This is a genomic window from Archangium lipolyticum, assembly GCF_024623785.1.
Taxonomy (GTDB): Bacteria; Myxococcota; Myxococcia; order Myxococcales; family Myxococcaceae; genus Archangium; species Archangium lipolyticum.
The window spans coordinates 248,087-268,659 of the sequence record NZ_JANKBZ010000013.1; the positions used below are offsets into that span (position 1 = coordinate 248,087).

Annotated in this window: 13 protein-coding genes; 5 read left to right on the plus strand and 8 right to left on the minus strand. The window is 68.3% G+C overall.

What is annotated here, in order from left to right; translation table 11 throughout:
* Positions 1 to 29 precede the first annotated feature (29 nt).
* On the plus strand, positions 30 to 1,874 hold the full coding sequence (locus NR810_RS27200) for a glycosyl hydrolase family 18 protein (protein ID WP_257456587.1): 1,845 nt from the start codon (positions 30 to 32) through the stop codon (positions 1,872 to 1,874).
* Between the two features lie 211 nt (positions 1,875 to 2,085).
* Here NR810_RS27200 and NR810_RS27205 read toward each other — a convergent pair whose 3' ends face one another.
* From NR810_RS27205 to NR810_RS27235, 7 genes are all read right to left on the minus strand, one after another.
* On the minus strand, positions 2,086 to 2,652 hold the full coding sequence (locus NR810_RS27205) for an RNA polymerase sigma factor (RefSeq protein ID WP_257456714.1): 567 nt from the start codon (positions 2,650 to 2,652) through the stop codon (positions 2,086 to 2,088).
* Between the two features lie 269 nt (positions 2,653 to 2,921).
* Complete coding sequence (locus NR810_RS27210; RefSeq protein WP_257456588.1) at positions 2,922 to 4,955, minus strand: glycosyl hydrolase family 18 protein; 2,034 nt, start codon at positions 4,953 to 4,955, stop codon at positions 2,922 to 2,924.
* 341 nt (positions 4,956 to 5,296) lie between these two features.
* Positions 5,297 to 8,035 carry a family 20 glycosylhydrolase gene (locus tag NR810_RS27215; RefSeq protein ID WP_257456590.1) on the minus strand — a complete coding sequence of 913 codons (2,739 nt, stop codon included), beginning with the start codon at positions 8,033 to 8,035 and terminating at the stop codon, positions 5,297 to 5,299.
* A gap of 54 nt (positions 8,036 to 8,089) precedes the next feature.
* Complete coding sequence (locus NR810_RS27220) at positions 8,090 to 9,475, minus strand: carbohydrate porin (RefSeq protein WP_257456591.1); 1,386 nt, start codon at positions 9,473 to 9,475, stop codon at positions 8,090 to 8,092.
* Between the two features lie 131 nt (positions 9,476 to 9,606).
* Positions 9,607 to 11,349 (minus strand): N-acetylglucosamine-specific PTS transporter subunit IIBC, encoded by a 1,743-nt coding sequence (nagE, locus tag NR810_RS27225; RefSeq protein ID WP_257456592.1) that lies wholly within the window; start codon positions 11,347 to 11,349, stop codon positions 9,607 to 9,609.
* Between the two features lie 32 nt (positions 11,350 to 11,381).
* A complete protein-coding gene (ptsP, locus tag NR810_RS27230) occupies positions 11,382 to 13,919 on the minus strand; it encodes a phosphoenolpyruvate--protein phosphotransferase (RefSeq protein WP_257456594.1) in 2,538 nt (845 codons plus the stop codon).
* The gene (locus tag NR810_RS27235; RefSeq protein ID WP_257456596.1) at positions 13,919 to 14,824 is read right to left on the minus strand and encodes an N-acetylmuramic acid 6-phosphate etherase; all 906 of its coding nucleotides are present in this window, start codon (positions 14,822 to 14,824) and stop codon (positions 13,919 to 13,921) included. Before NR810_RS27235 ends, ptsP begins: the two co-directional genes overlap by 1 nt.
* Before the next feature lie 273 nt (positions 14,825 to 15,097).
* Between NR810_RS27235 and NR810_RS27240 the strand changes: the two genes are divergently transcribed.
* From NR810_RS27240 to nagA, 3 genes are read left to right on the plus strand one after another with little or no spacing between them, the layout of a single operon-like run.
* Positions 15,098 to 15,880 carry a GntR family transcriptional regulator gene (locus NR810_RS27240; RefSeq protein ID WP_257456598.1) on the plus strand — a complete coding sequence of 261 codons (783 nt, stop codon included), beginning with the start codon at positions 15,098 to 15,100 and terminating at the stop codon, positions 15,878 to 15,880.
* Positions 15,881 to 15,884: 4 nt separating this feature from the next.
* Positions 15,885 to 16,955: an SIS domain-containing protein gene (locus tag NR810_RS27245; RefSeq protein WP_257456599.1), complete on the plus strand. Its 1,071-nt coding sequence runs from the start codon at positions 15,885 to 15,887 to the stop codon at positions 16,953 to 16,955.
* Positions 16,955 to 18,118 carry an N-acetylglucosamine-6-phosphate deacetylase gene (nagA, locus tag NR810_RS27250; RefSeq protein WP_257456608.1) on the plus strand — a complete coding sequence of 388 codons (1,164 nt, stop codon included), beginning with the start codon at positions 16,955 to 16,957 and terminating at the stop codon, positions 18,116 to 18,118. Before NR810_RS27245 ends, nagA begins: the two co-directional genes overlap by 1 nt.
* A gap of 19 nt (positions 18,119 to 18,137) precedes the next feature.
* Here the strand turns inward: nagA and NR810_RS27255 are convergent, their stop codons facing one another.
* A complete protein-coding gene (locus NR810_RS27255; RefSeq protein WP_257456609.1) occupies positions 18,138 to 19,310 on the minus strand; it encodes a hypothetical protein in 1,173 nt (390 codons plus the stop codon).
* 350 nt (positions 19,311 to 19,660) lie between these two features.
* Between NR810_RS27255 and NR810_RS27260 the strand changes: the two genes are divergently transcribed.
* Positions 19,661 to 20,494 (plus strand): SIR2 family NAD-dependent protein deacylase, encoded by an 834-nt coding sequence (locus NR810_RS27260; RefSeq protein ID WP_257456610.1) that lies wholly within the window; start codon positions 19,661 to 19,663, stop codon positions 20,492 to 20,494.
* Positions 20,495 to 20,573: the final 79 nt, after the last annotated feature.

The following is a 20,573-nucleotide window of genomic DNA, read 5'->3' on the forward strand; positions in this document are numbered from 1 at the left end:
TCGTCCCCGTCACATTCCTCGGAGGTCTCATGAGCAGGACGCGGAAGTTCCTCATCACCGGTCTGTTGGGCACGCTCGCCGCATGTGGTGGGCAGGAACCGCAGGAGCAGGTGGGCTCCCAGGGGCTCGAGCTCGCTGCCAACGCCGCCGGGCTGACGGCTACCTTCAGCAGCAGCTCGAGCTGGGAGGGTGGCTTCAACGGGGTGATCACCATCAAGAACACCACGAGCAGCCAGATCTCCGACTGGGCGGTGTCCTTCAAGTTCAACGGCAACGCGGCGATCAGCGGTTCTCCCTGGGGCGCCGGAGGCTCCGCGACCAAGGCGGGCGATGGGACGTGGACCGTCCTGCCGAACACCTGGGGCGGCAACATCGTGCCCGCCAACGGCTCCGTGACCGTCACCTTCGGAGGCACGGGGACCTACAGCGGCATCAGCTCCTGCACCATCAACGGGTACTCCTGCGGAGGGAGCGTGCCGCCTCCCGTGGATCCCACGCCTCCGACGGTCAGCCTCTCGGCCAGCCCGGCCAACCTCACGAGCCCGGGCAGCGTGAGCCTCTCCGCGCCGGCGACCGACAACGTGGGCGTGACGAAGGTCGAGTTCTACAGGAACGGGGTGCTCCTGAGCACGGACACCTCCAGCCCATTCACCGCGTCGGACTCCTTCAGCTCCTTCAGCCAGAATGGCACCTACGGCTACACGGCCAAGGCCCATGACGCCGCGGGGAACACCGCCACCTCCAGCGTGGCGAGCGTCACCGTCAGCATCTCCGACACCCCGCCGCCTCCTCCTCCGGGCGGGAGGATGTACATCGGCTACGCCAGCAGCTGGAACACGAGCATCAACGATCTCACCCCCGCCATCATCCCCAGCTACTACACGCACGTGAACCTCTCCTTCGTGCGGCCGGACATGGCGTACGTGAAGGGCTCGTACGAGTTCGATCAGGCCGTGGCGGGCTTCGAGTTCTTCGAGGGCGCCACGACGAACACCGGGCAGAAGAAGTTCACCCGGGAGCAGGCGCTCACGCTCATCAACAACATCAAGGCGCTGCGCCAGCGCGGCACGCAGGTGTGGATCTCCGTCGGCGGCTGGAGCTACAGCCAGGGCAGCCAGTGGTCCAACTTCAACGCGGCCCGTGTCGTCGACCTGGCGCAGGACCTCGGCGCCGACGGCATCGACATCGACTGGGAGTCCAGCGGCAGCAGCTGCAACAAGCTGACGGCGGACCAGTTCAGCTGCACCAAGGACGGTGAGATCTCCCACATCATCACCAGCCTCTACAACACCATCCAGAGCCGGGGCCTGTCGCTGGGCATCTCGATCGCCGGCTGGTCCACGGGCGCCTACTACGTGAAGGGCACGCCGTTCGAGGAGGGCAAGGTGCAGTGGGGCTCTCCCTTCGGTGGAACGATGTACACCGTGGTGAAGAACCACGGGAACAAGCTGCACCACATCAACCTCATGTCCTACGACGGCGGCGACTACTACGACCCGCGCGAGGGCTATGAGTCCTACCGGGCCATCTACAGCGGGCCGATCGCCATGGGGCTGGAGATCGCCCCGGAGGGCGCGGGTGGCGCGACGCTGAAGCTCAACGCGGAGCCCGGCACGGTGTACGACGCCGAGATGCTCACCGGGCAGAACAACATGGCGACGAAGTATTACAACGTCGAGACGCTCGCCACGTACCTGAAGAACAAGGGCAAGCCGACGGACGGCATGATGGTGTGGCAGATCTGGAAGGAGCGCGTCCACGCGCCGGCCCCGGCCGGAGCCGCGTCGGTGAACTCCACCGGCCAGCTCGTCTGCCAGCTCCTGGGCATCACCAGCAATTGCAACCAGAGCCTGCCCAACCTCCCGAAGTACTAGGAACAGGCGGGCCACCACCGGGTGCGAGCAGTGCTGGCTCGCACCCGGTGGCGACTCGGGTGGTTCCGCCGCCAGGCCCCCCAGCAGTGGGGGTGACCGGGGGGCAGGTGCTCGCGGGCGCTAGAGGACTCGACGGCAGTGGGGGATTGCCGGGGCCAGCTCTGGCGCTACGAGTTCGACGGCGAGACCACCAGACGGCTTGAAAGGCCTTTCACAGCATTGCCGCGTCCTGCCCGACCCTCTGGAAGAGGAGCTCGCGCAGGTGGGCCCGGCCCAGGCGCAGCCGGCTCCGGACCGTCTCGAAGGGGACCTCCAGCTCCTCGGCCATCTCCGGGACGCTCATTCCCATCACATGGTGGAGGAGCAGGGCGCGCCGCTGCTCGTCGGAGAGCTGCTCCAGCAGCCGCGCCATGTGTTCGCGCAGCAGGCAGTCATCCGGTACCTCGTCGTCCGAGCATACCGTGGCCGACTCCACGGCCTCTTCGTCCACGTCCACCTGGTTGCGCTCGGCGCGCGCCCGCCTCGAGGCGGCGAAGGTCACGCGGACCACCACCCGGTCCGCCCAGGAGACGAAGGCGCCCTCGCCGCGGTAGCTGGGCAGTCCGCGCAGGATGGCGACCAGCGCCTCCTGGGTGATGTCATCCACTTCGGAGTCTCCGTGGACCGAGTACCGGACGAGGTTGCGCACCCGTGGTAGCAGCTCCGCCAGCAGGGACTCGGCCGCATCACGCCGTCCCTCGATTGCCGCGCGGATGCGCGGCTCCTCGGTTGGCACCATCATCGGGCGATTGCACGTGCTGTGGGTTCTGATCGTTTGCATGGGTATGAGGGGGGTAGGGGGGTTCTCATCCCCGGTACGCCGGCCTGCGGGGGGCGGGACTCTCCAGGTTCGAGCCCCAATCCCGGACCCTGACGAGTCCCGCCCCTCGGCCACGGCAATACCGGCACCGGCAGGGACGCCTTCGTCCCCACCGGTCAGGTGCTGCGACTACCGCTCATGCTTGGAAGTCCGGCCACGCGCGTGCTCTGCGTGGCCGGACCAGGGGGCTACTTCAGCTTCTGGTACAGCGCGTCCACCAGCGAGCCATCATCCGAGCTCAGCTCCCAGGCCATCGCACCACCCAGGCCCTTGCTCAGGATGTAGTTCGCCTTGGCGTTCATGGACTGCACATCGTCGTAGGCGATCCAGATCTTCGTCGAGGGGTTGTAGACGTAGGCCTCCTGCGCCTGCGGGTGGAAGTACTTGGTGTACCCGGAGCCGGCGCGCTCGTAGTTGTTCTTGAGATCCTTGTAGTCGAACACGCCCGTCAGACCGGACTGGCCGTCATCCCAGGTGCCCTTGGTGGGCACGCCGCTCTGGAAGAGACCGTTGTTGATGTTCGGCACGTTGCCCCAGCCGCGGCCGTAGAAGGGCACGCCCAGGACGATCTTGTTCGCCGGCACGCCCAGCTCGAGCATCTTGGACACGGTCGCGTCGCTCCAGAAGCCGGTGCTCGCGGCCGGGTCGCCGGGGACGGCGTAGAGCGCCGACTGGAAGTTCGTCGTGCTCTCGAAGGCGCCGTGGTAGTCGTAGGTCATGACGTTGATCCAGTCGAGGATGTTCGACAGGTTCTTCGTCTCCTGCTTGTTCACCAGGCCGTCAGGAGAGGCCAGGGACGCGATGGTGAGCAGGTACGGCTTGCCGGTGCTCGCGGTGACGGCGTTGAGCTGGTTGCGGAACTCCTGCATCAGCAGCGTGTAGTTCTGCTTGTCCGCGGGGCTGCTGATGTTGTCGGGCAGGCCGCCGCCCGTGGGGTACTCCCAGTCGATGTCGATGCCGTCGAAGACGCCAGCGCCGTTGACCGGATCCACACCGGGGTACTGACCCTTGATGTACAGGTCCACGCAGGACTTCGCGAAGGCCTGACGGGAAGCCGCGGTGGCGGCCACCTGCGAGAAGTACTTGGACCAGCTCCAGCCACCCACGGAGATGAGCAGCTTGAGGTGCGGGTGGGTCTTCTTGAGCTCCTTGAGGGCGCGGAAGTTGCCGCGCAGCTGACCCGCGTCCCACTCGCCCGCCCAACCACCGGCCTTGTCGATGTCGGCGAAGGGGTCGCCGAGGATGCACTTGCCATCCGGCGAGACGTTGGAGAAGGCGTAGTTGATGTGCGTGAGCTTGGCGGCCGGGATGTTGGAGACCTGGTAGTTGCGGCCGTAGATGCCCCAGGCGGTGAAGTAGGCGATGCGGTGCTTGCCGCCACCGCCCGTGCCACCGATGTTCACCGTGACGGTCACCGTCTTGGTGCCCACGTTGCCCGCGGCGTCGAAGGCCCTCACCGTATAGGTGTACGTGCCGTTCTGGGCCGAGCTGCTGAAGCTCCGGCTGTAGCTGGGGCCCGAGGCCACCAGGGTGTTGTTCTCGAGGATCTCCACCTTGGTCACGCCGACGTTGTCGGTGGCGCTGGCGGTGAGGCTGAACGTGCCGGCGGCGGTGAAGCTGGTGGAGTTGGCGCTCGCGTTCACGGTGGGCGCGATGGTGTCGCCGCCCGAGCTGACGATGTTCACCGTGACGGTCACCGTCTTGGTGCCCACGTTGCCCGCGGCGTCATGAGCCCTCACGGTATAGGTATACGTACCGTTCTGGGCCGGGCCGCTGAAGCTCCGGCTGTAGCTGGAGCCGGTGATCACCAGGGTGTTGTTCTCGAAGATCTCCACCTTGGTCACACCGACGTTGTCGGTGGCGCTGGCGGTGAGGGTGAGCGTGCCGGCGGCGGTGAAGCTGGTGGAGTTGGCGCTCGCGTTCACGGTGGGCGCGGTGGTGTCACCACCCGACGACGTGCCCAGGTCCTTCCACAGGGCGGGGACGTTCGGGGGCTCCCAGCCCGTCAGGGAGGTGTGGGCCTGGAGACACTGATAGAGCCGGCCTCCGTAAGTGACCTGGGCTCCGGTGGCATAGGCGGTGTTCGGCGCCCAGGCGGCGGCGAGGGGCGCCTTCATCACACTTCCAGGACCCTCCGCCTCTGGCGAACCGGTCTCCTGCCCACAAGCCCCGAGCGACAGGGCGGACACGACCATGCCGACGACCCACTTGTTGCGACGCATTCTCGACCTCTCAGTTGCAAGAAAACGGTTCATGGCGCGACCCGCGGTGGCACCGTCCAGAGGGACCTGCTCGAGAGAACCCCCCGGCGAGCCGCGCGCATGTGTCTCTTTGCTGCAATCACTTGCGGGTTCGCGCTCAAAGAGTCTCAAAGGTCCGGATCCGGGTCAAGAGGATTAAGCGGTGATTTGTTTTTTGTAACTTATCCCGGGTCTCGCCCGTTATCCCGGAATCTGTAGGGATTACTCCACACGAGAGGAGAAGGACTCATGCATCAAAATAGAAACGCGCGTGTGAGGCGCAAGGGCTCACACGCGCGTCTATCACTCACCCAATTACCAGGTCAGTTGAGCTCGGCAACGCGGCTGTAACGGCCATCGCTCGCTCGGGTCCTGAGCAGGACCTTGCCCGAGACGGGCACGGGCGCCGAGTACACCTTCCAGCTGGAGCCACCGTTGGTGGAGTACTCGACGGCGAAGCCGGGGTAGCGCACGTTCGCGTTGAGCTTTCCGTCAATGATTCGCGCGCCGGGCAGGGGGATGCGGTAGTTCACGCCCACGCCATTGGGGATTTCGTCACGCAGATCCACGGCGCGGTAGGCACCCAGACGCGGCAGCACGTACTGGCCCAGGCTGTTGGTGAAGCGGCCCCAGAGCGCGGGCATCTCGCTCACCGGCGGCAGCTCCGGGTTCCAGGCGCGCTCCGCGACGCCGAGCATCTTCGGGAAGGCGAGGTACTCGAGCACGCCCTCCGACTTCAGGTTCTCACCGAAGAGCAGACCGTGCATGCCGAGGATGTTCTTGCGGCCCACCTCGGTGAGCCGCACCTTGCCCTCCATGGCGGAGGGGGCCAGGGGGTTGCCCATCCGGTCGTGGGTCGCGTTGGCATAGATGTCGAACGGCCGGTACTCGAAGGTCTTCTTCTCGTCGACGAAGTTGGCCCAGTAGTAGCCCGGCTCGTCCGGATCCTTGTTGTACGCCAGGTCCATGTAGAGGTTCGTCGAGTGGGAGAGGATGACCTGGTAGCCCTGGTTGGCGTACTTGTAGGCATCGTCCTCGCGGCCCCAGCCCCACACGTTGCTCCACGGCATGGGAATGAAGCCATCCAGCTGCAGGCCGTAGTGGATGATGTCATCCCAGCCCGTCATCTTCGTGCCAGTCTTTTGGATGATCTGGCTCCACTTCGTGAAGAAGTGGTTGAACAGCTGGGTGTCCGTCAGGTTCTTCGTCTCGGCGTTGCTCTTGCACAGGGGAGAGTCCGTCCACCAGACGTTCGAGGCCGGGTTCGGGAGCTCGTCACCACCGCCGTGGATGGCCATCAGCCGGGCGCCGGGCACCGCGTCGTAGCGGGCCTTGAGCTCATTGGCCACCTTGGTGAGGAAGGCATACGTGCTATCCATGCAAGGGTTCAGGAAGTTGTCCGTGTATTCCTGCACACTCTTGTGCTTGGACGTGTCCTGGGGGTCACGCAGGCGGTACTCGGTGGCCTTCGTGGGGTCCGAATCCTTGTACTTGCGGTAGCGGTACTCCATGGCCATCACGGCGGCGCGCGCGTGGCCCGGCACGTCGACCTCCGGGATGACGTCGATGTGACGCTCCGTGGCGTAGGCGAGGATCTCCTCGAAATCCTTCGTCGTGTAGAAGCCGCTGCCCTTGCCCACGAAGTTGAGCGTCGCCGTCTCGAAGCCCTGGAAGACCGGCCAGGTCTCATTGCCATTGGCCAGCTTCTGTGAGCCCGGCTTGAGGCTGACGAAGTCGTCGCCCCCCAGGTCGTTGCTGGAGCCCAGGCCCGCGTGGAGCATCTCGGACTCGGCCGGGTCGAACCCGCGGCGCGCGCCGTAGCTCGTCAGCTCCGGGATGCCGGGGATCTCCAGGCGCCAGCCCTCGTCATCGGTCAGGCGGAAGTGGAACTTGTTGATCTTGTAGTGCGCGAGCACGTCGAGCAGCTTCTTGACCGTCTCCTTGGTCTGGAAGTGGCGCGCCACGTCCAGCGCCATGCCGCGGTAGACGAAGCCCGGCTTGTCGGAGATGTGCACCTCCGGCAGCGTCAGCTCCGGGCGGCGCTGGGCGATCTGCGCCGCGGCGGTGTACGCCTCCACCGGCACGAGTTGGCGGAGCGTCTGGATGCCGTAGAACACGCCCGCGGCGTCCGCGCCCTTGATGGCCACCTTGCCATCCTTCACGTCGAGGACGTAGCCCTCCGCGTCTCGAGCCCCATCCCCGTCGATGTCGAGGTTGGCGTCGATGCTCAGGGAGATCTGCTCGTTCCCGCTCGCCACCTGCGTCGAGACCGTGCCGGCGAGCACGTCGCCCAGCGCGGACGACAGGTAGGCGGCCTCGTTCTTCAGGGCCGACGGATAGCCGATGACGGTGCCGCCGCGCAGCGTCACCTGTCCGGCACCGGCCTCGACCGTGCGCGGGGTGGGCAGGAGCCGTCCCGCGAGGTCCAGGTCCTGCTGGGACGGGTTCTCGTCATAGCGCAGCGCCGGGTTCTGGACCGGCATCACGTCGCCTTCCCAGCGGGTGGTCTGCTTCGGGTCGTTCGGGTCGATCTTGACGGTCGACTGCACGGCGAAGGCGACCTTGGGGTCGAACCCCTCTCCCTCGAACGTGATGTGGAAGCCGGCCGGCGCGTCCGTCTTCAGGATGGCCCAGTCCTGGAACAGCACGCTGATGACGCGCTTGTCGCCCACCGCGAGCGGCTTGAAGTCGGGCAGGGGCTCGAGGACGTAATAGTCGCCACTGCCGGCCGCGTCGCCCTTCGAGAGCTTGAGGCCCTGCGCCGTGAGGTTCTGGATGCCGGTCTCGTCGCCTTCACCCTCGTTCAGCGCGCGCCGGATGATGCTGAAATAGAGCTTCCACCCCTTGTTCCCGAGCTCGCGAGGACCCTTGTTCTCGAGGGTGAACTCGGAGCGGAAGAACTTCCAGCTGCCCACCGAGTTGTCGATGGGCTGCCACTGGACCGTGAGCTCGGCGGGGAGCTCCGGGGTGGAGCCACCGTTCGAGGGGGGATTCTTGTCCGGATCCTGACAGCCAGAGGCGAGGACGGCCATGACGGGAAGGGAGATGAGGAATCGTTTCATGATGTCTTTCCGAAGCTTCGGTGTGGGACGTCAGAGACGGTTACCGGGAGTGACTCAGATCCACCACTCGACGCGAGCCCCCAGGAAGTGGCCGATGGAGCTGGCACCGACGGTCTGGAGGTAGGGGGAGTGGAGCTTGTCCACCGCCTGCTGGTTGTAGAAGGCGATGGTGTAGAACAGACGCAGGTGCGGCCGGGCGAAGGGGCTGCTCTGCCCGGTGGGGACGAGGGTCGGCACGAGCGACAGCTTGGTGGCGGTGTTGAGCGGGTCGCTGCCATCGCGCACGCCCTGGAAGCTGGCCTCGTTCATGAGGTGGAAGTTCTTGTGCAGGTACAGGGTGCTCTGAGCGCCCACGGAGAAGTCCATGAACTTGTCCGTCGCCGCCCCGCTCGCGCCCTGGCCGAGGTGGAGGATGCCGTACCCGTTGAGGCTCAGGAGGGGATTGACGTTGTAGAGGATGTGCTCCACCACCTCGAGGCTGCGCGCGTTGCCGTACTTGCCGTTGGCGGCCGGGGCGCCGAAGGTCACCCAGGACTGGGATCCAGCCGAGCCGCCGTTGGCGATGCGGCTGCCGTAGCGCACCGAGAGCTCGTTGAAGCTGTCATTGCCGAGGTTCAGGTAGCCCTTGATGCCCGCCACCCAGCCGAGGTCGGAGGGCAGCACGGTGGTGTCCGACGGGAGCCGCGCCTTCGTCTCCGGCAGCGCGTGCAGCTCGCCGAGCACCTGGGCGTAGTGACCGGACCCGAACTGCTGCTTGTACTGGCCGACCAGGAGGCTGCGCTGGCGCCGGATGTCCAGGACGCCGTCACCGTTGGAGTCGAAGTTGTACTGCGAGCCGTTGATGGACGTCTGCAGCAGCACCGCCACGTCCAGCCCGCCGTACTGGACACCCACGCCCTGCGAGGAGAGGTTGTTGAAGTAGAAGGTATCCGCCAGGTACACGTTGGTGCCGCGGTAGTAGCGGGCTCCGGCCCAGAACTTCAGGCCCGGGGCGAGGATGTTGCCCGCCTCGAGGTAGGCCTCACCCAGCTCGAAGGTCAGCGTCTGGGCGCCCCGGTTGCTGGTGAGGGCGATGAACAGGCCGTTGTTGGCCCACATCGCCGGGGTGATGACCGCGTTGGCATAGGGAGCGTCTTTGTCTACCGCCAGCTCCTCCGCCGTGGGCTTGAGGAGGTGGATCCGGAGGGTGGGCTCCAGATAGTCGCCCTCCTCGAGGCGGCCACCCAGGGAGTTGCCCGTGAGGTTCAACGACCTGCCCTGGATGTAATCACCGGAGGTGGGAGCCCAGGCCACGCCAACGCGGCCGTACATCGAGAAGCTCAGCCGGTCCGACAGGGAATCCGCGCTGGCCGTGCCAGCGGACAGGAGGGTCAGGGCGGCCGTCAGCGAGCGCATGGAACAGGACGGACGGGAGAATGAGGCGAAACGGTGAGACTTCATGTTCGAACCTCGGTCTTCTGCGGGGGGTTGACGGCTGTTTGGGGTTGTTGAAGACAACACCAGCCCATACCTGTCGGGGATGGGTTGCCCCATCCCCCAGGCTGGCTCACGATTGGAAGCTTTTGATGGGGTCAGGCCGCCATCAGTGAGCGGATCTCGTCCGCCACCCGTTCGGCGGTGGGCCCGATGATGACCTGGACGGCTCCGGCCGCCGGCTTGACCACGCCGCGCGTCCCGAGTCCCTTGAGCGCCACCTCATCCACGAGCTTGTCGTCGACGACGATCAGCCGCAGGCGGGTGGTGCAGGTCCCAATCTCTCGCACGTTGGCGGAGCCGCCGAGGGCCGCGAGCATGGCGCGCGCCAGCGACTTGTCATCCCTGGCGGCCGGGGCCGCGGAGGAGGCGCTCTGCATCGCCTCCCGGACCTCACCCGCCACCTGGTCGGCGAGGGGCCCGATGATGACCTGCACGCTGCCGGCCGCCGGGCGGATGACGCCGCGCGCACCGAGCGCCTTGAGCGCCACCTCATCGACGCGGTTGTTGTCGGCGACCGTCAGCCGCAGCCGCGTGGTGCAGGCGTCGACGGCCTGGACGTTGGCGGTACCACCGAGCGCCTTCAGGTAGGCGGCACCCCGGGCCAGCGCGGGGGCGGAGATGCCATCGCCGATGGCCACGTCGGCGGAGGCCGCCGTCTCGTCCTCCCGGCCCATCGTCTTCAGGTTGAACCGGGCGATGCAGTAGCGGAACACGCCGTAGTAGATGCCGCCGTAGACCGCGCCCACGGGCAGCAGCAGGATGGGCTGGGTCGCCTTGCCGTAGTTGAGCACGTAGTCGAACAGGCCGGCCGAGAACCCGAAGCCGAGCTTCACGTTCAGCGCGTCCATGATGACGAGCGACACACCGGTCAGCACCGCGTGCAGCAGGTAGAGCGGCGGCGCCAGGAACATGAAGGCGAACTCGATCGGCTCGGTGACGCCCGTCAGGAAGGACGTCAGCGCCATGGACAGCAGCACACCGCCCACCTTGGCGCGGTTGTGCCTGGGCGCGGCGTGGTACATGGCGAGGCAGGCCGCCGGCAGACCGAACATCATCACCGGGAAGAAGCCCGCCATCATCGCGCCGGCCGTCGGGTCCCCGGCGAAGAAGCGCTTCAGGTCACCCGTCACGCCATTGAAGTCGCCCAGGAGGAACCAGGCGATGTTGTTGATGATGTGGTGGAGGCCCGTGACGATCAGCAGGCGGTTGAAGAGGCCGTACATGAACAGGCCGAACTTGCCCGCGGCGAACACCGAGCGGCTGATGCCATCCAGGCCCGCCTCGATGACGGGGAAGCCAAAGCCAAACACCAGCGCGAGCACCAGACAGGCCAGGCCGGTGATGATCGGCACGAAGCGCCGGCCACCGAAGAACGCCAGGTATTCCGGCAGCTTGATGTCCTTGAAGCGGTTGTACATCGTGCCGGCGATCAGGCCGGACAGGATGCCGACCGGGACGCTGATCTTCGAGGCCAGGCGCGCCTTGTAACCCGAGACGGCCAGGTCCTTGGCCGCCCCGGTGAGGTTCTCCACCACCTCCGGCGGCACATTCACGAGCGCATCGACACCCTTGATCGTTATGAAGAAACCCACGGCGCCCGCCAGTCCGGCGGCACCGTGGTTCTCCTTCGCGAAGCCAACCGCCACGCCCACCGCGAACAGGAGTCCGAGGTTGGAGAAGATGGCGTCACCAGCGGCCGCGACGAAGGGAATATTCAGGAGATCCGGCTGTCCCAGACGGAGGAGCAGACCCGCGATCGGTAGGACGGCGATGGGCAGCATGAGCGCGCGCCCAAGTTGCTGCACTCCCGCGAATTTATTGTTGGTATTTGTCACCACGACTGTGCCTCCGTTTTCTCGAGAACGGCCCCTCACAGGCCCGGCCAGGTGCTCGTCACCAGAGCTCGTACTTCGTCACCGCTTTCGAACCGCAACGCCGTCCGCGCCACCTCCACGCACTGGGGGAGGGTGAGCGTCCGGATGAATGCCTTCAAATCGGGAACCACCGCGGGCGTCGCCGACAGCTCCGTCACGCCCAGACCGATGAGCAGCGGCGCCGCCCGGGGATCCGAGGCGATTCCACCGCACACCGCCACCGGGCGCCCGTGCTTGCGTGCCCCCTCCACCGCCTGCCCCACCAGCCGCAGCACACCCGGGTGCAGGCCGTCGAGCTGCGCCGCCACGTGCGGATTGCCGCGATCCATGGCGAGCGCGTACTGCGTGAGATCGTTCGTGCCGATGGAGAGGAAGTCCGCCTCGGCCGCCAGCCGGTCCGCCAGCACCGCCGCGACCGGCACCTCGATCATCGCCCCGACGGAGATCCGCTCGGTGATGCCCAGCGCCTCGCGCTCCTCCTCGATGATCTCCCGCACCGCGCGCATCTCGGAGGCGGAGGTGACCATCGGCACGAGGATGCGGCAGACGCCCACCGGCTTGACCCGCAGGATGGCGCGGAGCTGCGCGCGCAGCAGGTCGGGGTGGCGCAGCGAGACGCGCACGCCTCGCAGGCCGAGCACCGGGTTCTCCTCCTTCGGCAGAGGCAGGTAGGCCAGCGGCTTGTCGCCTCCGACGTCGAGCGTCCGGATGACCACCGGATGGCCCCGCATGGCGTCGGCGATCTCCTGGTACTGGGCGGCCTGCTCGGCCTCGCTCGGCGCGGTGACGCGCTCCAGGAACAGGAACTCGGTGCGCAGCAGGCCACAGCCCTCGGCGCCCTTGGCGGTGGCCGCCGCCGCGTCGCCAGGACGGCCCACGTTGGCGAAGACCTCGATGCGCACGCCATCCGCCGTGCGGCAGCCCTCGTGCGCATGCGCCAGGTTGGCCTCGCGGCGCGCCGTGCGGGCGGCGATGGCGTGCACGGTGGCCTCGAGCGTCTCGTTGGGCGGGAAGACGCGCGTCTCGCCCCGGTCACCGTCGACGATCATCGCCGCTCCATCCGGTACCCGAAGGGCCGCGTCGCCGACCGCCACCACCGCCGGAATGCCCATGCCCGCGGCCAGGATGGCCACATGCGAGGTCGGGCCTCCGCGCGCCGTACAGAGCGCGGCCAGCCGCTCCGGAGGCACCGCCGCCAGGTCGGACGGCAGCAGCTCGTCGGCGACCAGGATGGCGTCCCGCGGCAGCTCCGCCGGCACCCGCGAGCCGCCCTTGCCCGTCAGCCGCGCGATGACGCGGCGTCCGATGTCGCGCAGATCGCCGACGCGCTCCGCCAGGAGGGGATCGTCCAGGTCGTGCAGCACCTTCACATGCTGCTCGACCGCCGCCCGCCACGCCCACGCGGCGCTCCGGCCCGCGGAGATCTGCTGGCTCGCGGCGTCGGTGAGCTCCGGGTCATCCAGCAGGGAGAGGTGGGCCCGGAAGATCTCCGTCCGCGCCGCGGAACCCGCCCCCTCCTTCTCGACCAGCGCCTCGAGCTCCCGCCGCACGCTGGCGAGGGCCTCACCCAGGCGGCGCTGCTCCTCCGCCACGCCCCGGCCGCTCTCGGAGAGCTCGGGCTGCTCTTCCACGACCCTGACGGCGTGTCCGACCGCGATGCCCGGGGCCGCGATGGTGCCCTTGAGCAGCACCTCCGTGCCGGGAGCGAAGGGCAGGGTGGAGGACTCGGTTGCCCGCGTCTGCTCGGCGGCGGCCGGCTGCTCGGCGATGGGGTGGACCGGATCTCCCAGCCCGCTGATCACCAGCTCCGCCAGCTCCCGCGCCACGCGCTCGGCCTGCTCGCCGCGCACGGTGATCGTCAGCGTGTCCCCGTGACGGGCGCCGAGCCCCATGAGCGCCACGACACTCTTGCCGTTGGCCGATCGCTCCTTGCCGCTCAGCGTCACCGTGCCCGCGTGCAGTCGGGCGTGCCGCGAGAAGGCGGCGGAGGGGCGGGCGTGGAGGCCGTGGGGGATGAGCAGGCGCACCCGCTGCTCCGCCGTCTCGGTGCTCACCAGGACCTGGGCCACCGGCGCCTGGCCCGCGATCGACAGGAGCGGATCTCCGACCGCCACCGCGCGGTCCTGGACCCGGTCGGTGACCGTGTAGCCCTCACCGTTGACCACCACCATGCTGGTCACCAGGCTGCGCGCCTTACGGGCCAGCAGATCCATGTCGAAGGAGATCAGCAGCTCCCCCGTCCGCACGCTCTGGCCCTCGCGGACGCGGACCGTGAAGCCCTCGCCCCGCAGGTCCACCGTGTCGACACCGATATGGAGGAGGATCTCCGCGCCGCTGTCCGAGCGGAGCGTGCAGGCATGGCGGGAGGCATGCACCGAGACGATGACGCCGTCGCAGGGCGCCCGCAGCTCGGGCGACGTCGGATCCACCGCGATGCCATCTCCCACCATCCGCTGGGCGAAGGCGGGATCCGGTACTTCTTCCAGACCGGTCGCCCAACCGGCGACGGGTGACACGAGCCTCAGCGTGGACATCAGCCGTTCCTCCGATTGGGTACGATCGACGAGAGCGCGACGCGCAGGTTCCCACCGGCGTGGCTCAGGGCGGCATCGGCCTGCTCGGTGGAGAGGCCGGCCAGTCCGAGGACCGCGTGGGGGATGTCTCCATGACGGGCGAGGGCGTCGGCGGCGACGTCCTCTCCCACGTTGGAGATGCGGGAGATGATGGTGGTGCAGCGCTGACGCAGCTTCGCGTTCTCCGGCCGCACGTGGCACATCAGATTGTCGTAGACGAGCCCGAGGCCCACCATGGTGGCCGTCGAGAAGAGGTTGAGGACCACCTTCTGCGACGTGCCGGCGCCGAGCCGGGTGGAGCCGGCGATGACCTCCGCGCCCGTGTCCACCACCACCGCGTGCTCCGCGGCACGCACCAGCGGCGACTCCGCCCGGTTGGCCACGGCCACCGTCAGGGCGCCCAGCCGCCGGGCCTCGTCCACGATCCCCACCGTGAAAGCGCTACCACCACTGGCGGACACACCCAGTACCACATCGGAAGGACCGAGCCGGGCGTCCCGGACGCGGGTGCGTCCCGCTCCTTCATCATCCTCGGCGCCACCATCGATGCCACGCACCAGGTCCAGCCCCCCGGCCAGCAGGATGGAGAGGCGGCTGGTGGGCCAGCCGAAGGTCGGTCCGAGCTCGAGGGCATCCAGCGCCGCGAGCATGCCCGAGGAGCCAGCCCCGGCGTACACCAGCCGCCCCTGGCCAGAGGGCAGACGCGCGATCGCCGCGTCCACGGCGCGCTCGAGCATGGGCAACGCCGGCAGGCATGCCGCCGCCGCGCGCGATTGACTGCTCCACAGCGCTTCGAGGACCTCTCCGGTACCCCAGGTATCCAACCCCTGGAACCGGCGAGCAGCCCCCTCCGTGTCCTTCGCCATGCGGCCCTCCCCTCGGGACCCACTGGTATTAAATTGGACTGGCGCAAGATACCACTTTGAGCATCGCTTTCAACGAATTTTTCGCGTGCATTCTGGCAAGACGGGGAATTCCATCTTGATACACGGTTGACACATCGCGAAAAACCAGTGATTCCGGGGGGTTAGTCGGAAATTCTTACATAGTGAGATTCAATTTCGCTTGCGCCGTGGTTCTAGATTGGTATCATGGTACTAGATTGGTATCACAGTGGTCCGGTAGGATCCGGAGGAGCCATGTCGATTCACCCGAGCGGAGCCGACGCGTTCGACAAGCAGGCGCTGTCGAGTGACCTGCCGCTGCCGCTCTACCTTCAGCTGGCCCGGTATCTGCGGGGGCTGATCTCCAGCGGAAAGTTCGGTCATCGCGACGCGCTGCCGAGCGAGCGTGAGCTGGCGGAGCGGTTCGAGGTGTCCCGGGTCACGGTCCGCAAGGCCCTCAAGGAGTTGCTGGACGAAGGGCTGCTGCAGCAGCGCCAGGGCGCTGGCACCTTCGTGAACCGTGGCCCCTATGTGGAGCAGCGGCTGTCCACGCTGACCAGCTTCTCCGAGGACATGAGTTCGCGCGGGCTGTCCGCGAGCTCGAGGTGGCTGCACCGGATGGTCTCGGTGGCGACTCCCGAGGAGACGCTGGCGCTCGGCATCAGCCCGGGGGCCATGGTCAGCCGGCTGCAGCGGCTGCGCATGGCCAATGACACGCCCATGGCGCTGGAATTGGCGGTGATCCCCACCCGTTTCCTGCCGGATCCCCACGAGGTACAGGGCTCGCTCTACGACACGTTGCGGCGCCGGGGCTACACGCCCCACCGGGCCCTGCAGCGCCTGGCGGCGGTCAAGCTGACCGCGGAGCCCGCCGAGCAACTGGGTGTGCCGGAAGGTGCGGCGGCCCTCTATATCGAGCGCCGGACCCTGCTGGAGGACGGCACCCCCCTGGAGTTCGTCCGGTCCCATTACCGCGGCGATGCCTACGACTTCATCGTTGAATTGAACCTGTCCGGCCCGACCGGGCAACAGAGGTGAGATCATGAACCCTGGCCCCCATCCCGCTCCCGTCGCTCCTGGTTCCGCCGCTCCCGTTCCCGCCCTGGCGCGCGAGGCCTTCCAGTCCGCGGACGTCGCCCGTCAGCAGATCCAGCGGTGCTCCAGCTCCTTCGCCGAGCTCGGTGAGCGGCTGCGCCAGCGGCCTCCGCGCTTCGTCGTCACCTGCGCGCGCGGCAGCTCCGACCACGCGGCCAGTTACGGCAAGTATCTGATCGAGACCACGCTGGGGCGGGCCGTGGCCTCGGTGGGGCCCAGCGTGGCGTCCGTCTACAACACCCGGGGCCTGGACCTGAGGGACTCGCTCTTCATCGCCGTGTCCCAGTCCGGCCGCAGCCCGGACCTGCTGAGGCTCACGGAGGCGGCCCGCGCTGGTGGCGCCCTGGTCATCGGCTTCGTCAACAGCGAGGACTCTCCGCTCAAGGCCCTGTGCGAGATTGGTTTTCCGCTGTGCGCCGGTCCCGAGCAGAGCGTCGCCGCCACGAAGTCCTACATCCTCTCCGGCCTCGCGTTCCTGCAGCTGGTGGCGCACTGGTCGGGAGAGGCGGCGCTGCATGATGCGGTCTCGCGGTTGCCCGCGGCCCTGGAGGCCGCGCGCGAGCTGGATTGGTGGCCGGCGCTCTCGCGGCTCACCGATGCGCGCAGCCTGTTCGTGCTCGGGCGCGGGAGCGGGCTCGGCGCGGCCCTCGAGATGGCGCTGAAGCTCAAGGAGACCTGCCGGCTGCACGCCGAGGCCTTCAGCACCGCCGAGGTGAGCCACGGTCCGCTCTCCCTCATCCGCCCCGGCTTCCCCGTGCTGGCCCTGGGGCAGGAGGACAACTCGGCCGAGAGCACCCGGAGCATCGTGCGCCGGATGGTGGAGCTGGGCGCGGAGGTGCACTCGGTGCTGGATGTACCGGGCGCCAGACCGCTGCCGTCGGTCCCCGGGGTGCCGAGCGCCATCGCGCCCCTGTGCCAGATCCAGAGCTTCTACATGGCGGTGCACCGGTTGGCGGCGGCGCTCGATCTGGATCCCGACGCGCCCGTGCACCTTCGCAAGGTGACGGAGACGGTGTGATGAGACGCGTCTTGAGAGGGGCAAGACTCTTCGACGGCGAGCGCATGCTCGACGGCCACGCGGTGGTGGTCGACGAGGGGCGCATCACCGCCGTGGTTCCCGAGTCGTCCGCGCCGGCGGATGCCCAGCAGCAGCGTCTGCCCGAGGATGCGCTGCTGGTGCCGGGCTTCATCGACGCCCAGGTCAACGGGGCTGGAGGCGTGCTGTTCAACGAGACGCCCACGGCCGAGGCGGTGTTCGCCATCGCGGCGGCCGTGCGGCGCTCCGGCACGACGGGGCTGCTGCCCACCTTCATCACCGACGACCAGAGCCGGATGCACCTGGCCTGCGATGCCGTCCTCGAGGCCCTCTCCCATCCCGCCAGTGGTGTGCTCGGCATCCACCTGGAAGGCCCCTTCATCAGCGGCGAGCGGCCCGGGGTGCATGATCCCCGCTTCATCCGCGCGCCCGATAGCAGGGATCTCGAGCTCCTCGTGGCCCTGCCGGAGCGGTTGGCCAGCAAGAAGGCCCGCATGGTGTTGACGCTGGCGCCAGAGCGGGTCGACGACGCCTTCATCAAGCGGCTCGCCGCGGCGGGCGCGGTGCTCTCGGCCGGTCACACCGCGGCCTCCTACGAACGGACGGGAGAAGCGATGGCGGCGGGCGTGCGGGGCTTCACGCACATGTTCAACGCCATGCCTCCGGCCCAGAATCGCCAGCCGGGTGTCGGAGTGGCCGCGCTCATGTCCACCGAGGCGTGGTGCGGCGTCATCGTCGATGGCATCCACGTCCACCCGGCGATGCTGCGGATGCTCTTGAAGATCAAGCCGCGCGGCAAGGTGTTCCTGGTCACCGACGCCATGCCTCCGGTGGGAACCCAGGCCTCCTCGTTCACGCTCTATGGCCACACCATCCTGCGCCGGGATGGCCGTCTGGTGACGGAGAACGGAACGTTGGCCGGAGCCGACATCGACATGGCGACGGCGGTGCGCAACTGTGTCCACCTCCTGGAGCTGCCTCTGGAGGAGAGCCTGCGCATGGCCTCGCTCTATCCCGCGAGCTACCTCGGACTGGACGACCAGGTGGGCCGGGTGGCGCCGGGCTACCGTGCCGATCTCACGCTGCTCCGCTCGGACCTGTCCGTGCTCGCCACCTGGGTGGGTGGACAGGAGCTGTGGAACTGAACCCGCTCCGGCCCGTGGCTCAGGCCAGGAGCGGCAGGAGCCACGGGATGAGAGGCAGGGCGCTGAGCAGGTAGCAGGAGGCGAGCAGTCCGCCCGCGAGGAGCCGGCGCTCGGCGGAGCGGGGCCAGCGCGAGAGACCCGCCGGGAAGAGCAGCGCCGGCAACCCGAGCAGGATCCAGAGCAGCCCGGGCACGGCGTAGGGGACCCGGCCGCGCTCGAGGTGCTCGATGAGCCCCAGCGGGTCGGCGCGCCGTCCGGACCCGGTGAGGCCCACGTGGCACCCGTCGGGTGTCAGCAGCGTGAGGCCCCGGCGCGAGGGAACGAGGAAGCCGGAGGCGATGTCGGGGCAGGGGCCATCGAGCCGGGCGACGGCGGTCATCTCCCCGGTGCCTCCGCCCACGCGCACCAGGCCATCCGCCCCGGCCACCGTGTGCCACCTCTGGCCCCGCCATTCATGGACGACGCCCGGGCCCTGTTCCGGCACGAAGCGGGGGAGGGGTTCGAGCCGGTTGCCATCGGCCACCGAGGGCGAGCTCAGGGGACGCAGCCCGGAGGGAGGGGGTTCGGAGGGCAGGAGGCTGCCGTCCGGTTCGAGCCGATGGGTGGCCGGGGCATTCGGTGAGCGCAGGCGCCCGGCCACGCGCAGGTCGAGCCCGGACAGCATCTGGACGGACTGTCCGACGGCCTCGCCGACGCCGCTCTCCTGCACCTCGCGCAGGAAGTCCCCCTCCTCGACGAGGAAGCTCCACGCCCGCGTGTGGACCGCGCGCCAGGCCACGCGCACGATGCAGACCGTGACGTCCAGGCACATCTCCTCGCGGGTGAGGATGCGGGGGTAGTCCGTGTCGCCCACCCGTACCAGCACGGCATCCGCTGACTCCGCCCGGGTGTCCTCTCCGCGAGCCGGTGCGAGCGCCACCTCCAGCCGATTGCCCGACCAGCCCAGTCCCAGCAGCCGGCTGCCGGCCCCACCTGGAAGGCGTTGAGGTGGCACCTGCCAGCCCCCGGTGTCCGCCACGGCCGTCACGAGCACGTCGACCACTCCACCCGGTGCCGACGCATGGGTGCTCGCCCGGTACACGACTCCCACGAGGCCATCGGGCCCTGGGAGAAGACCCTCGACCCGATCGAGCGACAGCCGCTCTGGCAGTGGGGCCAGGAGGCGAGCCTCCCCGCGTGCTGGCTGAAGCATGGCGAGGGCGCCTCCCGGAAGGTCCGGAGAGGAGGTGCAGGGGACCCATACCCGGTTCTCATCCTCCATCAGGGGAAAGCGCACGTCGCGGCCGCAGCCAGCAGGCGCCGAGGCGAGAGGCTGCCCGGCCGCGTCCAACCACCGCATCTGGCGCACACCGGTGGGGTGTCGCGGCCAGAGCGCGACGAAGCCAAGTGCCGCGGCCCATACCAGGCAGGCCGCGCACAGGAGCAACCGGGAGAGGATACGGAAGAAGACCACCAGCCTGAGGACGCCCGACGTGGGGCATCTCTTCCCGGTGCGCGTCCCTTATGCTCGGGGTTCTGGACCCCTTTCCCCATGAGGTGACCATGACACGCGAGGAGCTCCGCCGTGCCGCCGACGTCCTCCGCTCGGCGGATGCACTCATCATCGGCGCGGGGGCCGGCATGGGCGTCGACTCGGGGCTGCCCGACTTCCGCGGCACCGAGGGCTTCTGGCGCGCCTATCCGGCTTACGCGAAGCTCGGGCTCGACTTCGCGTCCATGGCCAACCCGCGGTGGTTCCAGCGCGATCCCGAGTTCGCCTGGGGGTTCTACGGCCACCGGCTCGGGCTGTACCGCGCGACGAATCCCCACCCCGGCTTCGCGCTGCTGCGCACCTGGGCCTCCCGCATGCGGCACGGCGCCTTCGTCTTCACCTCCAACGTCGACGGCCAGTTCCAGAAGGCCGGCTTCCCCGACGAGCGCATCCTCGAGGTCCACGGCTCCATCCACCACGTCCAGTGCCTCCGCCCCTGCACGGAGATCTCCTCCGCCGCTCCGTACTCGGTGGACGTGGACCCGGAGACCTTCCGCGCCAGGCCGCCGCTGCCCACCTGCCCGCGCTGCGGCTCGTTGCTCCGGCCCAACATCCTCATGTTCGGGGACGGAGGCTGGGACTCCTCGCGCACCGAGGCCCAGGATCAGCGGCTCGAGAAGTGGCTCGCCACGGTGGAGCCCGGCACCCTGGCGGTCATCGAGTGCGGCGCGGGGACAGCCATCCCCTCGGTGCGGCACTTCTGCGAGTCCGTGGCGGCGGCCCGGAAGGGGATGCTGATCCGCATCAACGTGCGCGAGCCCCAGGTTCCCGCAGGCGGCATCAGCCTCCCCCTGCGAGCGCTGGAGGCCTTGAGTGGAATCGCCGAGGAGATGGAGCGGGCATAGAGCCTATCTCGCTAGACCCCATTCCTGACTGCCTACTCCTGGGAAGGGAGAGCCTTGGGGGGCTCCTACCGAAACAGGC

Excerpts from the sequence above, each read along its gene's own strand:
- NR810_RS27200 (WP_257456587.1), top strand. The coding sequence starts at position 30 with ATGAGCAGGACGCGGAAGTTCCTCATCACCGGTCTGTTGGGCACGCTC.
- NR810_RS27205 (WP_257456714.1), bottom strand. The coding sequence starts at position 2,652 with ATGGTGCCAACCGAGGAGCCGCGCATCCGCGCGGCAATCGAGGGACGG.
- NR810_RS27210 (WP_257456588.1), bottom strand. The coding sequence starts at position 4,955 with ATGCGTCGCAACAAGTGGGTCGTCGGCATGGTCGTGTCCGCCCTGTCG.
- NR810_RS27215 (WP_257456590.1), bottom strand. The coding sequence starts at position 8,035 with ATGAAACGATTCCTCATCTCCCTTCCCGTCATGGCCGTCCTCGCCTCT.
- NR810_RS27220 (WP_257456591.1), bottom strand. The coding sequence starts at position 9,475 with ATGAAGTCTCACCGTTTCGCCTCATTCTCCCGTCCGTCCTGTTCCATG.
- ptsP (WP_257456594.1), bottom strand. The coding sequence starts at position 13,919 with ATGTCCACGCTGAGGCTCGTGTCACCCGTCGCCGGTTGGGCGACCGGT.
- NR810_RS27235 (WP_257456596.1), bottom strand. The coding sequence starts at position 14,824 with ATGGCGAAGGACACGGAGGGGGCTGCTCGCCGGTTCCAGGGGTTGGAT.
- NR810_RS27240 (WP_257456598.1), top strand. The coding sequence starts at position 15,098 with ATGTCGATTCACCCGAGCGGAGCCGACGCGTTCGACAAGCAGGCGCTG.
- NR810_RS27245 (WP_257456599.1), top strand. The coding sequence starts at position 15,885 with ATGAACCCTGGCCCCCATCCCGCTCCCGTCGCTCCTGGTTCCGCCGCT.
- nagA (WP_257456608.1), top strand. The coding sequence starts at position 16,955 with ATGAGACGCGTCTTGAGAGGGGCAAGACTCTTCGACGGCGAGCGCATG.
- NR810_RS27255 (WP_257456609.1), bottom strand. The coding sequence starts at position 19,310 with ATGCTTCAGCCAGCACGCGGGGAGGCTCGCCTCCTGGCCCCACTGCCA.
- NR810_RS27260 (WP_257456610.1), top strand. The coding sequence starts at position 19,661 with ATGACACGCGAGGAGCTCCGCCGTGCCGCCGACGTCCTCCGCTCGGCG.